Below are 14,681 nucleotides of genomic sequence, written 5' to 3'. Positions count from 1 at the left end.
AAAAAATGAGTTAGTGCGGAGGTTTGGTCAAATAATGCGTTAGTGCGGTTCGAAGAGGGGCCGCGCCGACGCCGCGACCGCTCGCTTGCAAACCGTATGGCTAGTTTGGAAATAGTGCGGCTACACGCCCGCGGCGATCTGCTCGGCGGTAAGCTCGGCGCCCTCTACGTAGTAGACGTGCTCGCCGGCGCAGCGCTTGCAGTACACGTGGCCATCCTTCTCGATACCGCGACCGTCATGCACGCGCTCGCCGCACGTCTCGCAGATCTGGGTTTTGCGGGGCTTGCCCGGCAGGTCGTACTCCATGAAGTCGGGCAGCTCGACCTCGTGCACGTGAAACAGCTCGGTATCGCTGAACTGATTGAAAAACGCAACCACGTCCTCGCCCTTAGGGCAGCGGGGAACGTCTTGACGCTGGGAGACGCGAATGGCCTTGCCGCTGGCGATATCGTAGAAGCTCGCCGACATGATGCCGTAGTCATACCACTTGAGGCGGCGCTTGCCCAGGTGGCAGTGAGCGACGGACACCACGGCGTCTGCCAGGCAGCGGTCGCATTCCACAAATGCGATAAGGTCGCGATACGTGTCCGCATCCTCAATGTGGAAGTACTCCAGCGCAAGGCGGGCCATGCGGGTGCCAATCATCTGGCCTCCGCACAGATGACCGTGAAAGGCCACGGCGCGGTCGAGGTCTTCTTGCAGGGTTCGCTTGAGCATTTGGACGAGTCCTTTCGCAAACGGCAGCAGGGGCAGCGTCGGTGACGGTTGCAGTCAATCGGTTGCAACCGCCAAGCGCCGCTGACCGCCTGCTGTTAAAACACTTGTTAAACCCCTTGATAATACGCGAGCGCCGCTTGGGGCGAAACCCTCTTTATTCTCGTCCAAACATTAATTGAGCAGGGCGCGCAGGTCGCAGACACCTGCGAGGGCCATGTGCTCGAGCAGGGATTCGGCACTGCGGTTCGCAATGAGCTCCTGCGGAAAACCTATCTCCTCCAACATAGCGGTCGCTTGTGAGAAACGGCCGATATCGGAAGAGATGTGCGCGTCGGTCGAAACCGTGATGCCAACGCCCAGATCCGCGCAGCGTCGGGCGATATCGCGGCAGGACTGGGTGATCTTGCCGGACCGATCAACCTCTAAGCTGTGCTCGTTGATCTCGATCAGCTTATGGGAATCGCGCGCGGCGGTAAGCACGGCATCCAAGTCAAACGGCACGCCCGCCCGGCCCACATGCCCCAACACGAACACCTTGGGCTGCGCCAACACGTTGAGATACATCTGCGTGGCCTGCTCTATGGTTGCGCCTTTGGCAAACGCGCGGCTGTGCACGCTGGCGACAATGTAATCCAACCCACCCGTCACGCGCTTAAAGAGGTTGGCCGTAGGCTCGCCCTTGGTATCGGCGATACTGTGGTGGCACGGGATATCCATTCCAAACAGATGTCCGTCAAGCGACACGATGTCAGCCTCTGCGCCGCGGAGCAGCACCACGCCATCCTTTTTACGCGGCCAGACGTCCACGTTGAGAAAATACTGGAAGTTGCGGATGTCCTGCTGGGTAAAAAGCATGTCGCTAAAGTGATCGGCAGACCCCAGCACCTGCAGGCCCGCATCGCGCGCGGCTACCAGGTTTTCCATAATGGTCGAGTACGCATGGCGCGAAAACAACGTATGGGTATGGATGTCGCACGTTATCTGGTAGGGCATTCTTCCTCCTTCTTCACCCTTGATACCTTATCTCATAGTCGGCACATGCTCAAAGCAGATGCAGCCCCAAAGCCAAGCGGCGGCCAAGCACCAAAAAAGCGCGGGAACCTTGATTCAAGATCTCCCGCGCTTCACTGCGCTACCGCAGGCATGCGGTCTATTTGTATGTATCCGCCAGGGCCTTCCACGCGGGCAGGGAGCGCTCGATGGTCTCATGGCTCACGCAGTAGCCAATGCGAATCCAGCCCGGAACACCAAAGCTATTAGACGGAACGGGCAGCAGCTCAAACGTGCGCGCACGCTCGCAGAAGGCCTCCGCGTCGTCCTCGAGCGCGCGAACCCACAAGTAGAACGCGCCGTCCGGCTCAACGTAGGTGTAGCCGTACTCGGTAAGCGCGCGGGTGAGGGTCTCGCGGTTGCGCGCGTAGGCCTCAACGTCTGCCGGCTCGTCCACGCAGTCCGTCACAACGCGCTGGAACAGGGCCGGTGCGCAAACAAAGCCAAGGCAGCGGGCGGCGCCGGCGACAGCAGGCATAATCTGATCCGCCAGCGGCATAGTGTTTGGCACCAAGATCCAGCCAACGCGCTCGCCCGGCAACGAGAGCGACTTTGAGTAGGAATAGCACACCACCGTATGCTCGTAGATGGACGGAACCCAGGGAACCTCCGCGCCGTACACCACCTCGCGGTACGGCTCGTCCGAAATCAAAAAGATAGGCTGCTCACGCGCGCCGTTAGCCTGGGACAGCGCCATGGCGAGCGCCTCCAGGTTCTCACGGGTGTAGACGGCGCCGGTGGGGTTGTTGGGCGAGTCGATAATGACCGCCGCGGTATTGGGGGTAATCGCGTCGCGCACGGCCGCTACGTCGATCTGGAAGGTCTCCTGATCCGCCAGGACCTCGCGGCAGACAGCGCCGGCGTTTTCAATCCACACGCGGTACTCGGGAAAGAACGGGGCGATCACAATGACCTCCTCGCCCGGATTCACCAGAGCGTGAAGCGAGCAGGAAACAGACGCCGCAGCGCCCACGGTCATAAAGACGTCCTTAGCCGCATACGCAGTTCCAAAACGGCGGTTGAGCGATGCCGCGACGGCCGCGCGCGTGGCCGGCAGGCCGGGGGCAGGCGTATAACCGTGAAGCTGCTCGCTGGTAAGTTGAGTCAAAGAGCCCTCAATGGAATCGCGCACGGCGGCGGGCGCCGGAACAGACGGGTTGCCCAGGCTAAAGTCAAATACGTTCTGGGCACCAATCTGCTCTTTGCGCTCGCAAGCATAGGTAAAGATCTCGCGGATCACCGAGCTTTCGGCGCCGCGCTGGTACATGGTCTGGTTGATCATGATTCCCCCTTTCGCATACGGGAAAAATCATACCTGTTTGCGGTCGCGCGATCCGCGAACCCGCGGAATGAAACGCGCTGCTAACGAGTTGCTGTCGCGCGTCTTAACGTAGGCGAATCCAATGACGGCAAACACCAGCGCGCCAATAAGGTTGACAATAAGATCCGCCATGGAATCGTGGATGCCAATGTCCAGGTAACCGCCGGGAATCTGGATAACCTCGCCGGACGCCAGCGTAATCTGAGTTGAGACGATATCGCGCACCGGTATGGTGACGTTGGAGTTGGTAGGGTCGAGCCACACCGTGTTGATGGTCTGCACCAGCGTGTCCTTCTGCATGTCCACGCCAATGAAGGAGTCAGCCAGGTACTCAAAGATCTCCCAGCACGCGCCAATGCACATAGAGAACGCCACTGCGGATACGGCCATATACAGAGGCGTCAATTTGATTTTGGACGAGTCGCTACGATTGAGAATATCGAACAACGCAAAGCCAATACCCGCGCACAGGAACCCCCACGTGGTGTGCAGGATGGTATCCCAAAACGGAATGCGAATGTAGAACGCGTCGATCTCGCCCAAAATCTCCGCCGCAAAGATGAACAGCAAGATGATCGACTCAAGCAAGTCTGGCAGCTCGATGTCCAGTGTGTGCTCGATCAGCGATGGCACCAACAATAGCACCAGGGTAAGCACGCACAGCATCATGTGCTCGTAGTGACCCAAAAACGCCGAGCGAACAAGTGTGACAAGCACCAGCGCGCGCAACACAAAGTACAGCACAAAGACCACAGGCTGCTCCGCGCGCTTGCTGCGCATGGTCTCCTTAGCGCGAGAGATAAATCCAGCCATGCGGCCCCTTCCCTTCAGTACAAGCGCCCCACCATAGAGACTCCCTCAATATAGCAAAAGCGGGTCCACATCTGCGAACCCGCTCTGATTGCCCCGCATAGGGGGAAGTATTATTTTTCACCGCTACGCGCGATCCGTCTTCTCAACGTCATCGGTCGCATCGACGGCGGCCATATTCTCTACGGCGCGCTCGCTCTGGTCGCGAGCCTCCTCGGCCTCGTGCTCAAGCTCGGCCGCAACAGCCGCCTCCGCGAAAGCCGCAGCGTCCGCCGCGATCTCCTCGTCGCTCTGACGGGGGCGGCGACGGGGTGCGGGCTTACCGGCGGCACGGGCGTTACGCTCCTCCTTGGCGGCCTTGATATCTCCCTCGCGCTCAAGGTAGGCATCCCACTCGTTATCAAGCAGGGCCGTCACGGCATCGCCCTCGACCGTCTCGCGCTCAAGCAGCACCTGGGCCATCAGGTCCAGCTGGTCGCGGCGGGCGGCGAGGATCTTCTCCGCTCGCTCATGGGCTTCGCGCATGATGCGCTGGACCTCGACATCGATGCGACGGGCCGTCTCCTCGGAGTAGTCCTGGTGGTCGGCGTAGTCGCGACCCAGGAACACCTGATGCTGGGCCTCGCCAAAGACCATGGTGCCAAGCTCCGTGCTCATGCCCAAGCGGGTAACCATTTCGCGGGCCATCTTGGTGGCGCGCTCAAGATCGTTGCTCGCGCCGGAGGTGATGTCGTCGCACATCAGCTCCTCGGCCACGCGACCGCCCAAGAAGACCGCGAGCTCGTCAAGCATCTCGTTCTTGGTCTTCAAGAAGTGGTCCTCGCTAGGAAGCTGCAGCGTGTAGCCAAGCGCCTGACCGCGGCTGATGATCGAGATCTTGTGCACGGGATCGGCGTTGTCCAGCACATGACCAACAAGGGCGTGACCGCTCTCGTGATAGGCGATGGTGGTGCGCTCCTTCTGGCTCATCACGCGCGCCTTGCGCTCCGGACCGGCGATGACGCGCTCCATCGACTCTTCAATCTCGTCCATAGAAACCAGCGAACGGCGGCGGCGCGCCGCAAGCAGCGCGGCCTCGTTCAGCAGGTTCGCCAAGTCGGCGCCGGTAAAGCCCACGGTAAGCTGGGCGAGCTTATCAAAGCGCACGTCCTCGTCCAACGGCTTGTTCTCCGCATGGACGCGCAGGATCTGCTCGCGGCCCTTAACGTCGGGGCGGTCCACGGTGATCTGGCGATCGAAGCGTCCGGGACGCAGCAGGGCGGGGTCAAGGATGTCGGGGCGGTTGGTGGCGGCGATCAAGATGACCGACTCGGTCTCCTCAAAACCATCCATCTCAACCAGTAGCTGGTTCAGGGTCTGCTCGCGCTCGTCATGACCGCCGCCCAAACCAGCGCCGCGCTGGCGACCAACGGCGTCGATCTCATCGATAAAGATAATCGAGGGCGACTGCGCCTTGGCCTCGGCAAACAGGTCGCGCACACGGCTTGCGCCCACGCCCACAAACATTTCGACAAAGTCCGAACCGGAAATGCTAAAGAACGGTACGCCCGCCTCGCCGGCAACCGCTTTGGCAAGCAGCGTCTTACCGGTACCCGGAGGGCCAACCAGCAGCACGCCGCGCGGAATCTTGGCGCCCAACTTGCGGAATCGCTCCGGCTCGCTCAGGAAGTCGCGGATCTCCTCAAGCTCTTCGACCGCCTCATCGATGCCGGCAACGTCCTTGAACTTCACCTTGGGCCGCGTGGCCTCGTTGGTCTTGGCGTTGGTCTTGCCAAACTGCATGGCCTTGTTGTTGGCGCCCATCATCTGCCTCATGAAATAGAACATAAGGAAGACCAGGACCACCGTGGGAAGCAGGCCCAGCAGCATGTTCATAAGCGCATCCGGGTCGTGCGTGTCCACCACATACGTGGTCTCCGGGTGCTTGGCCATAAGCTCGGCCAGGGAATCCGATCCAACGTATGTGGACGAGAACTCCTCGAGCTTGTCTTTGTCGCCAACCTCTTTTTCAGAGGTCCAATAGGTGCCGTTCACCGTGCCGTCAACCACCGTATACGTGGCGCTCGCCACGCGGTCGTCCTTGACGGCGCTTACAAAGTCGCTGGTAGCGAGCTCGCTCGGCTTACCGCCTCCACCCATGGCGTTGCCCATGTTGAAGAACACGTAGGCAAGCAGGGCGCACATCAGCAGCATATAGAGCCAATTAGTACGCGACGGGCCGCGCCCCGGGCGCTTGGGTCCGCCTGAACCCGCGCCACCGGGCTTCTCGCCAAGGAACATGCGGTCAAAGCGACCCATCAAATCATCGTCTTTGGAAAGGCCCTGGTTGGGAGCCTTTTCCCGCTGGTTGCCCCGCTGCGGCGCGGGGTTAGTCTTGTTGTTCTCGTCCCTCTTTGAGCCGTTGCCCTCGGCAAGGAGGGCAACGGAAGGAGCGGCGATGTAGTTGTGTTTGAACGACATCCTAGGCGTAAACCTCCGGCTTGAGCACGCCCACATAGGGAAGGTTGCGATAGCGCTCGGCAAAGTCGAGACCGTAACCCACAACAAACTCGTCGGGGCAGTGCGTTCCTACATACTTGGGATCAATCGCCGTGGTGCGGCCCTCGACGTCCTTCCACAGGAAGGTAGCGACCTCAAGGGAGGCGGGGTGGCGACTGGAAAGGTTCTTCATGAGGTACTTGAGCGTGAGGCCAGAGTCCAGGATATCCTCGACGATCAGGACGTCGCGTCCCTTGATGTCGATATCCAGATCCTTGACGATGCGCACGATGCCCGAAGACTTGGCGCCGTCGCCATAGCTGGAAACGGCCATGAAGTCGATGGCGAGCGGGCAGTCGATGGCGCGCATCAAATCGCCCATGAAAACCACGGCGCCGCGCAGAACCGCGATGAGAACCAGGTCCTTGCCCTCGTAATCCTTGCTGATCTGAGCGCCCATGCGCTTGACCATATCAGCGATGTCCTCTTTGCTGAACAGGACCCTATCGACATCCGGATGCATTGCTTCCATGACAACCCTTTCTTTGGTAGCTGCGCGTGCTTACCGCGTACCCACTTTTGCGGACACCCGAACACGGGGGCGCCGTGGTTACGCGAATAGTTCATTTTACCAGCATAGTTCTCTTTTGCACCCCTCAGTGTGGCGCAATGGCGTCTTTTGAAACCATGCAACACAAGCCCCGCGCTACACCACCCGGCGCATCTCGAGCTTGATCGCGAAGCGCGTTGCAGGCGTGCACTTAAAACGCTCGTCCAAACGAACGCCCGCCACCCACACGATCGTGCCCGCCGGGGCCGTGCGGACCACGGGTACCAAGGAGCGCTCAGCCACTGGGATGCGCGCCGCGCCCAAGATATCCGATACCTTTTTGGTGCGCCCATGCATTCCCAGCGGACACATGATGTCGCCTGGAACAGCGGAATCAACCCAAAGCCTGGGACCTCGTCCGTCCGCCGCATTTCTGGACGATGCCTTGTCGCAACACGCCATCTCCAAATCGCGCGCCGCATAACCCAAAGACTCGGCATCAAGCAGCACCGCGCGCCGGTGTGACCCGCCATCTATATCGCGCGCCATAGCGAGCGGGTCCTCGCCGGAGAGAACGCGCACCAAAGACGCCTCCAGAATGCTCTCGTTCGCAGTGGGAATCATGCCGGGCACGTGCAGCCACGTGGCGACAAGCTCCTCGCGCGCAGATGCGGTCCTAAACGAGAGCGCGCCAAATTCCATGCGAGCATCGATGCCGCCCGGCAACGTGAGCGACCCCTCGCCCGCGCCCACGCGAGCAAGAACGCTCTCGACGTGACGCATCTCCAACCGCACCTCTGGATCGACCATCTTGACGGCAAGTCGCACTATGCGGCGGGCGATCGCGATCTCGCTGGCGGCAACCCTGCGCGCATCCAGCACCACCAGCCCGTCTTGCTGCCTACGCACGCAAGACCTAAACGCCTGGGACGCCAACTGGGACATGAACGCATCCTCGTCCCCTAAAATGTCGCACGCGGCGCCCACCGTCTTTTCAAGATTCCCGTTGCGCTGGGCCGCCACCGGAACCACCTTATGGCGAATGAAATTTCGCAGATACGACGTATCGCTGTTCGACTCGTCCTCGCGCCATGGCTGACCGACCACCTGGAGGTAATGGACCAAATCCGCATGCATCATATCGATAAGGGGGCGGACGATGATGTTGCGGCGGCGCGGAATGCTGGAGAGGCCCGCCGGCCCCGATCCCTTGATCGCGTTCATAAAGAAGGTCTCCGTGCGGTCGCTCGCTGTATGCGCTGTCAGAATCCTTGCAGCCGAGCGAGGTGTCCCGGCCTCTCGGGACAGATCGCGTACGTAGCGGCGGGCGGCGGCGTAGCGCACCTCGCGGGCGGCAGCCTCTAAGTTTAGCCCATCGAGCTGGGTGAATGTTGCATGCTCCACGCAAAGGGGAAGGCCGTAGCGCGCGCAAAGGTCACGCACAAACGCCTCGTCCCCATCCGACGCGTCGCCGCGCAGATGATGGTTGACGTGCAGCACATGCAGGCGCTCCCGCGCGATGCGAGCTCGGCCGCGGCCATCTGCCACATCCAGTTTCGATGTGCAGGCCATAAGCAACAGCGCAGTTGAGTCCGCACCGCCTGATACCATGAGCACCACGGGAGCATTGAGCTCCTCGGCGCCAACAGAGGCAAGCGGCGCCCCCTGCGGGCGATGCGACAGATAATGTTGTGCGACCGTGGGCATACATCCTCCTCCTTGAATCCAGTTGTCATTGTATCCATTGGGAGCCATATGGAACCGCTCGAAACAATCAACGCAGGTGCTAGCACCCTTAAGCAAAACGCCAATGGCTGTAGCGCCGGCGCGCCGGCGCCCGCACGGCTGCACCTGCACATCCTGGGAAGCGGCTCCAAAGGCAGCTGCGCCCTTATCGAGGGGCCGCAGGGCCTCATCATGATCGATAACGGATTTTCCCGCCGTGAAGCGCTGGGCCGCATGCACCAACTGGGACTTAGCGAGCGCAACGTCCACGCCCTCATCATCACGCATGAGCACAGCGACCATGTTAAGGGCGTGGGCGTGTGGACTCGCGCCTTTTCCACTCCAGTCTTCGCCGGGCGCGGCACCATGGCGGCACGGGCCAGCCTTAAGGATATCGACGCGGAAGAATTCGATCCCGGCGACGAGCTTGTTATCGCGGGCGTCCGCGTGCAGACCTTTTCGACCTCGCACGATGTTACCAACCCATGTGGCATGACGTTTTCCCTGGATAGCATCGGCACCCGCTCCGCAGTAAACAGCGCTGGAATCTCCGCAGCCGATTCCATTGGCTTTGTTACCGACACCGGCGTGTTAGGCCAGGACGCCATCTCACTGCTGCACGGATCGCGCATCCTTGCGCTTGAAAGCAACCACGACGTATCCATGCTGCGATGCGGTCCCTACCCGCGCCAGCTGCAGGACCGCATCCTCTCTGACTACGGCCACCTCTCAAACGAGCAGGCCGCCGATGTCGCGACAAAGCTGATTAATGAAAACACGCAGTCGCTGGTAGCCATGCATATTTCCCAGGAGAACAACCGCCCCAGCCTGGCCGTCCGCGCTCTAGCCCATGCGGTCGGGGCACAGCTTGATAACGAGCTTGGTTCTTCCGCCACCCTTGAGCGAGACCGCGGCGAGTGCCTACACGTCCGCGCGGCCGGGCAAAACCGGCCCTTTTCCCTGTTGTAGGAGCGATAACGAAGCTCGCCGGAAGGCCTTATAAGGTCGTACCTATTTGGGATGGCAATTGAAACGCTTCAGGCGGGGATCAATTTCTTTATACATTTCCATATCAAGCGCTATTGGCCAAAATGCTCCGCACATCGTGCTCGCGCGCTCAGTCTAGCGGGAAACAATCGTTAGATAGATTACATATTCGCATTTATCGTCCCGTTGAATGCGCGCCAATTGACCCTCAAAGTCCCTCCTCGGGCATGCAGACGGCCTCTCGGCTATCAATTCCCCTCCAAACGCCCGCTTCCGGAAGCCTCTTTACCCACCTCGTGGCACTCATTGACCACGACGACTCGGGACGGTTTTTTCGGGCACTATTCTCGTGAATACACCAATAGAGAAAGCCCAGCTTTCTAGAAAATGAAATGTATAACGCCTCTCGCCATAAAAATGGGGAGGCAACCCACCCGGGTCGCCTCCCCATTAGGCGTATTTCGCAACCGCGAATACCACACGCGCGGCAATACGCTAATCGATCGCCACCTTGGTGACGTTCTTCTTTTCTACAAACTTGGGCACGCCAACCGTCAGCACGCCATCAGCGTAGCGAGCAGTCAAGCCCTCGCAGGCGGCATCCTTCAGATACACGCCGCGCGTGGCGGAATAGGACACAAACTCCTTCTGCAGGAAGTTCTTATCCTTGTCCTCTTCCTTCTCCTCGACGTTGACGGAAATGGAGAGACGGCCCTCGTTGAGCTCGACGTCAATGTCGTCTTTGCTGACGCCGGTGAGGTACGCCTTCACCTCATAAGCATCGCCCTTATCCTCAACGTCGATAGGGAACGCCTTGGACGCCAGCGGCGAGCTCGCGATATCCATCATGTCATCGAACGCGTCAAAGAGCGAAGCGGGGACAACGGGACGAACACCAAAAACAGAACGATACGGAACCATGCTAGCCATACCTGGTCACTCCTTAGTAATGCCACGTCCCACCTGTGGGGACGCTGGACTTCGTTGACGCTGTTGTTATTCCCGCGCCGCCAAAGCTTAAACGTATCTAGAAAGATTTTTTAAGCGTCACATAGTCATCAAATCTAAGTGTGTATGACTAAGGTTTAAGCTACTACCGATTTGGCGCCTCCATCAAACGATGCGGGGCTGCTGTGGAGAGCGTCGTCCGCTCGCTGCCGCGGCGCCACGGGATGACCGAACAGCGTACAATCTATCTATTCGTAATCGACTGAAGGAACACATGGTCGAACAGGATAGAGCGCAGATGAGCCGGAGCGCAGAAAAACCCGGCACGACCACGGCGGCCAACGTGCCCATGAGGCGCGATGCCGCCCCCTCCCCCAACGCATTCCGCGCAGAGGCACCGCGCGGCAGCCGCCGTCATATGGGCGTCGCCTCTTCCGACCCGCAATACCTCCCGCTCACTCCCCAAGAGCAAGCTCGCGAACGCGCCATGGCGCGCGAACACCAGCGCTCCCAAAACGCAGGCCAGCAGCCCGATGCTCACAACGCCGCCCCTCGTCCCGCCCACCCCATGCAAACCATCCAGCCCGGAACTCACCGCAGCTTGCAGCATTCGGCGCGCTATCTCTCCACCCCAAAGCCCGGCAAGACTATCTTCAAGTCTCGCTATGAGAAGCAGCACCGCCATGCCAAAGCCGTCTTGCTAGCCTTGCTGCTCCTCGCAGCCATTCTCGGCCTTGTCTGGTTCTTTTTCCTGCGCTAAATCGCGTATGCTAGCCACAACTCCATAACGCCCGCCATCAAGGAGGCCCCATCATGGCGCAAGACGCCCACCCCTACATCTATGCCGATAACGCGGCGACCACACCGCTCTCACCCGTCGCCCTCGATGCCATGATGCCCTACCTTACCAGCGAGTTTGGCAATCCCAGTGGCATTCATCGCGTTGCGAGCACAGCAGCTCGCGCACTGGCGGACGCACGCGAGCACTTGGCGGCACTGCTGGGCGCGGCGCACCCAGAGGAGATGTACTTCACCAGCGGCGGCTCGGAGTCTGACAACTGGATCCTACGCGGAGCGGTCCGGCGATTCCGCGACATAAACGGCCCGAACGTGACGCCTCGCGTGATCACCAGCGCCATCGAACACCACGCTATCCTTCATTGCTGCGAGGCGCTCGAGCGCGAGGGCGTGGGCGTTACCTATCTACCCGTTGATGCATGCGGACGAGTTCAACCCGCAGATCTTGAACAAGCCCTCGCCCACAATGAAAACGCAGCGGGCATGGATTCCGGCGCGACCGCGCTTGTCTCCATCATGCTCGCCAACAACGAGGTAGGCACCCTCGAACCCATCGCCGACCTCGCCCGCATAGCCCACGCGCATGGCGTGCCCTTCCATACCGACGCGGTCCAGGCAGTGGGCCATGTACCCGTTAACGTTGCGGACCTCGCCGTCGACGCGCTCTCCCTTTCTGCCCACAAGTTCCACGGCCCCCGCGGCGTTGGCGCCCTCTACCTGCGAGAGGGCTTCTCCATCCCGCCACTCATCGCCGGCGGGGCGCAAGAACGCGGCGAACGCGCGGGTACGGAGAACCTAGCGGGCATCGTGGGGATGGTGGCCGCGCTTCAGCAGCAGGTGGACTCACTCGACCATGTGGACGATGGTCCTTCGCAGCGCATCGCCTCTATGAGAGACGAGCTCATCGACCATATATGCGCCTCCTGCACAGACGTTCATCCCACCGGCGACCCCGACCGCAGGCTCCCCTCTATCGCATCGTTCACCTGCGAGGGCGTTGACGGCGAGTTGTTGGTAGTCCTTCTCGACCGCGCAGGCGTCGCCGCCGCAACCGGGTCCGCGTGCTCAACCGGATCGACCGCCCCCTCGCATGTCCTCACCGCCATGGGCATCGACCCCCTGCGAGCAAAGGGTGCGCTGCGCCTTTCGCTTGCTGATGACATCACGCGCGAAGACCTCGACCTTCTTAAAGACCGTGTTCCCGCAGCGATTGAACGCGCGCGCCTCATGAGCGGCATCACGGGTTCCTGCGCGCGCTATTAAGCATCTACCCGCCAGCGTCTCAAGACTACGCACAAAAGAAGGGTCCACCATCGCTGATGGACCCCTCTTGATTATCGCGTTACATCGCGCCAGCTAGCATCTGCAAGCGCGGCACCTGCGACCGCGGCGCGGCGACGCAAGCTAGGACAGCAGTTTGCGGCCGTCTTCCTCAATAGCGGCGATCAGCGCATCGGCAGCAGCAGCGTCCTCGCCCTTGGCGAAGATATACAGCTTGATCTTGGGCTCGGTGCCAGACGGGCGGACAATCGCCTTGTTACCGCCCTCCAAGTCAAACTCGATGACGTCCGCCGCAGGCAAGCCGTTTACGCACGTAGCGTAATCGACAACGGCCTCGACCTTGGAACCGGCGATCTCGGCAGGAGCCTCGGAGCGCAGGGACTTCATGATGCCAGCCATCTTGGCGGCGCCATCGGCGCCGGGATAGCTCAGAGAAACGGTCTTGTTGTGATAGTAGCCGTGCTTCTCGTACAGGTCGCGCATGGCCTCGACCAGATTCTTTCCCTGCAGCTTGTAGTACTGGGCCATCTGGCAAATCAGCATGGAAGCGTTGACGGCATCCTTGTCACGCACGTGGTCGCCGGACAGGTAGCCGTAGCTCTCCTCAAAGCCAAAGATGAAGCGGTCCACTTCGCCAGCGTCGGAGAGGCCGGTAATGATGTCGCCAATGTACTTAAAGCCAGTCAAGCAGCGGCGCAGCTCAAAGCCGTACTCGGCAGCCAAAGCGTCGACCATAGCGGAGGAGACGATAGTGGTGACGGCAACCTTGTTGGAAAGGTCCTCGCCGCGCTCGGCACGCATCTTGCAGATGTAGTCAAGCAGCAGCACGCCCATCTCGTTGCCGGTCAGCAGCGTATAGTCATCGCCGTCGGCGCAGGCAACGCCCACGCGGTCGGCGTCCGGATCGGTCGCCAGCAACAGATCGGGCTTGACCTCCTGGCAAAGGTCGATGCCCTTCTGCATGGCTTCGCGAATCTCCGGGTTGGGATACGGGCAGGTGGGGAAGTCGCCGTCGGGGTCGCGCTGCTCGGGTACAACGGTAATGTCTGTTATGCCCACCTTATTCAGAACGGTGGTAACGGGAATCAAGCCGGTACCGTTGAGCGGAGTATAGACCAGCTTCAACGGGGCGTTGGCGATCTGCTCATCGGTAAGGTTGTTCACGGACTTATCGGCGACGGCGTCGTAGTAAGCATCCAGCACCTCGTCGTCGATCCACTTGACCAGACCCTGCTCAACAGCGGCGTCGAAATCCATGGTCTTGATGTCCTTAAACGGATCGCACGCATTCATAGCCGCAGAGATGGCGTCGGCGGCCTCGCTGGTGATCTGGCAGCCATCGGGGCCGTAGGCTTTGTAGCCGTTGTAGGGCGCCGGGTTATGGCTCGCGGTCATGCAGATGCCGCCGGAGCACTTAAGATAGCGGGTAGCCCAGGACAGGGTGGGTACCGGGGAGATCTTGGGATATACGTAGGATGTCACGCCGTTCGCAGCAAGAATCGCGGCGGTAGTCTTAACAAACAGCTCGCCCTTGTTGCGGCTATCACGCGCGATAGCGACCGTGGGGTTCTCAAACGCCTTGTTTAGATAATCGGCAAAACCCTGGGTGGCGCGGCCGACCGTGTAGATGTTCATGCGGTTGGTGCCGGCGCCAATGGTGCCGCGCAGGCCAGCGGTACCAAAAGCCAGGTCTTGGAAGAACGCATCGGTAATGGCGTCCTCGTCCCCTGCCTCCTGCATTGCCTTGAGCTCCGCCAGAAGCTCTTCATCCGTAACGTTTTCAAGCCACGTATTCAAAAGCTCGTGCACATCTACCATGGTTGCAGCCTTTCCCTTGTACTCCCAATTGATATGACGCGCCGCCATATTGGCGGTTGATAGGTGGACGAATATTCTTTTGGACGAGAATTACGCCTACCTTTTTGCATCATACGGCAATTGCCCGTAGGTGATAGGGAAATATTGGCAGGCGTTCACGTTTGAGCGGTGAACCAGCGAAGCCCTTGCACAGGGTTA

The 14,681-nt window shown here is 60.3% G+C and carries 12 protein-coding genes; 3 read left to right on the top strand and 9 right to left on the bottom strand.

Annotated elements, in window-relative coordinates; all coding sequences use genetic code 11:
- Positions 1-120: 120 nt before the first annotated feature.
- From B3H65_RS01980 to tilS, 7 genes are all read right to left on the bottom strand, one after another.
- The gene (locus tag B3H65_RS01980) at positions 121-717 is read right to left on the bottom strand and encodes an FmdE family protein (protein WP_286683914.1); all 597 of its coding nucleotides are present in this window, start codon (positions 715-717) and stop codon (positions 121-123) included.
- Between the two features lie 171 nt (positions 718-888).
- Positions 889-1,710 carry a phosphatase gene (locus tag B3H65_RS01975; protein WP_286683913.1) on the bottom strand — a complete coding sequence of 274 codons (822 nt, stop codon included), beginning with the start codon at positions 1,708-1,710 and terminating at the stop codon, positions 889-891.
- A gap of 157 nt (positions 1,711-1,867) precedes the next feature.
- The gene (locus B3H65_RS01970; RefSeq protein ID WP_286683912.1) at positions 1,868-3,049 is read right to left on the bottom strand and encodes a pyridoxal phosphate-dependent aminotransferase; all 1,182 of its coding nucleotides are present in this window, start codon (positions 3,047-3,049) and stop codon (positions 1,868-1,870) included.
- 27 nt (positions 3,050-3,076) lie between these two features.
- Entirely contained in the window at positions 3,077-3,901 is an 825-nt protein-coding gene (locus B3H65_RS01965) for a hypothetical protein (protein ID WP_286683911.1), read from the bottom strand.
- 123 nt (positions 3,902-4,024) lie between these two features.
- On the bottom strand, positions 4,025-6,358 hold the full coding sequence (gene ftsH, locus B3H65_RS01960) for an ATP-dependent zinc metalloprotease FtsH (RefSeq protein ID WP_286683910.1): 2,334 nt from the start codon (positions 6,356-6,358) through the stop codon (positions 4,025-4,027).
- Between the two features lies 1 nt (position 6,359).
- The gene (gene hpt, locus B3H65_RS01955) at positions 6,360-6,908 is read right to left on the bottom strand and encodes a hypoxanthine phosphoribosyltransferase (protein WP_009142050.1); all 549 of its coding nucleotides are present in this window, start codon (positions 6,906-6,908) and stop codon (positions 6,360-6,362) included.
- 174 nt (positions 6,909-7,082) lie between these two features.
- On the bottom strand, positions 7,083-8,633 hold the full coding sequence (gene tilS / locus B3H65_RS01950; RefSeq protein WP_286683909.1) for a tRNA lysidine(34) synthetase TilS: 1,551 nt from the start codon (positions 8,631-8,633) through the stop codon (positions 7,083-7,085).
- A gap of 48 nt (positions 8,634-8,681) precedes the next feature.
- On the opposite strand from tilS, the gene B3H65_RS01945 reads away from it, so the two are divergent.
- Complete coding sequence (locus tag B3H65_RS01945; protein WP_286683908.1) at positions 8,682-9,620, top strand: MBL fold metallo-hydrolase; 939 nt, start codon at positions 8,682-8,684, stop codon at positions 9,618-9,620.
- Between the two features lie 513 nt (positions 9,621-10,133).
- On the opposite strand, the gene B3H65_RS01940 is transcribed toward B3H65_RS01945, so the two are convergent.
- Positions 10,134-10,568, bottom strand: coding sequence for an Hsp20 family protein (locus B3H65_RS01940; RefSeq protein ID WP_009142047.1), 435 nt, complete (start codon positions 10,566-10,568; stop codon positions 10,134-10,136).
- A gap of 316 nt (positions 10,569-10,884) precedes the next feature.
- Between B3H65_RS01940 and B3H65_RS01935 the strand changes: the two genes are divergently transcribed.
- Complete coding sequence (locus tag B3H65_RS01935) at positions 10,885-11,346, top strand: hypothetical protein (RefSeq protein WP_286683907.1); 462 nt, start codon at positions 10,885-10,887, stop codon at positions 11,344-11,346.
- A gap of 53 nt (positions 11,347-11,399) precedes the next feature.
- Entirely contained in the window at positions 11,400-12,647 is a 1,248-nt protein-coding gene (locus B3H65_RS01930) for a cysteine desulfurase family protein (RefSeq protein ID WP_286683906.1), read from the top strand.
- A 141-nt stretch (positions 12,648-12,788) separates the two neighbouring features.
- On the opposite strand, the gene B3H65_RS01925 is transcribed toward B3H65_RS01930, so the two are convergent.
- Positions 12,789-14,483: a phospho-sugar mutase gene (locus B3H65_RS01925; protein WP_286683905.1), complete on the bottom strand. Its 1,695-nt coding sequence runs from the start codon at positions 14,481-14,483 to the stop codon at positions 12,789-12,791.
- Positions 14,484-14,681: the final 198 nt, after the last annotated feature.

This window comes from Collinsella sp. UBA1693, from assembly GCF_002320115.1.
Taxonomy (GTDB): domain Bacteria; phylum Actinomycetota; class Coriobacteriia; order Coriobacteriales; family Coriobacteriaceae; genus Collinsella; species Collinsella tanakaei.
The sequence above is the reverse complement of the archived record's forward strand: the minus strand, read 5'-3'. Positions and strand labels throughout refer to the sequence as shown.

Bases quoted from the DNA above. Each gene is read 5' to 3' on its own strand.
- B3H65_RS01935 (WP_286683907.1), top strand. From the start codon at position 10,885: ATGAGCCGGAGCGCAGAAAAACCCGGCACGACCACGGCGGCCAACGTG.
- ftsH (WP_286683910.1), bottom strand. From the start codon at position 6,358: ATGTCGTTCAAACACAACTACATCGCCGCTCCTTCCGTTGCCCTCCTT.
- B3H65_RS01940 (WP_009142047.1), bottom strand. From the start codon at position 10,568: ATGGCTAGCATGGTTCCGTATCGTTCTGTTTTTGGTGTTCGTCCCGTT.
- B3H65_RS01970 (WP_286683912.1), bottom strand. From the start codon at position 3,049: ATGATCAACCAGACCATGTACCAGCGCGGCGCCGAAAGCTCGGTGATC.
- tilS (WP_286683909.1), bottom strand. From the start codon at position 8,633: ATGCCCACGGTCGCACAACATTATCTGTCGCATCGCCCGCAGGGGGCG.
- B3H65_RS01925 (WP_286683905.1), bottom strand. From the start codon at position 14,483: ATGGTAGATGTGCACGAGCTTTTGAATACGTGGCTTGAAAACGTTACG.
- B3H65_RS01930 (WP_286683906.1), top strand. From the start codon at position 11,400: ATGGCGCAAGACGCCCACCCCTACATCTATGCCGATAACGCGGCGACC.
- hpt (WP_009142050.1), bottom strand. From the start codon at position 6,908: ATGGAAGCAATGCATCCGGATGTCGATAGGGTCCTGTTCAGCAAAGAG.
- B3H65_RS01980 (WP_286683914.1), bottom strand. From the start codon at position 717: ATGCTCAAGCGAACCCTGCAAGAAGACCTCGACCGCGCCGTGGCCTTT.
- B3H65_RS01945 (WP_286683908.1), top strand. From the start codon at position 8,682: ATGGAACCGCTCGAAACAATCAACGCAGGTGCTAGCACCCTTAAGCAA.
- B3H65_RS01965 (WP_286683911.1), bottom strand. From the start codon at position 3,901: ATGGCTGGATTTATCTCTCGCGCTAAGGAGACCATGCGCAGCAAGCGC.
- B3H65_RS01975 (WP_286683913.1), bottom strand. From the start codon at position 1,710: ATGCCCTACCAGATAACGTGCGACATCCATACCCATACGTTGTTTTCG.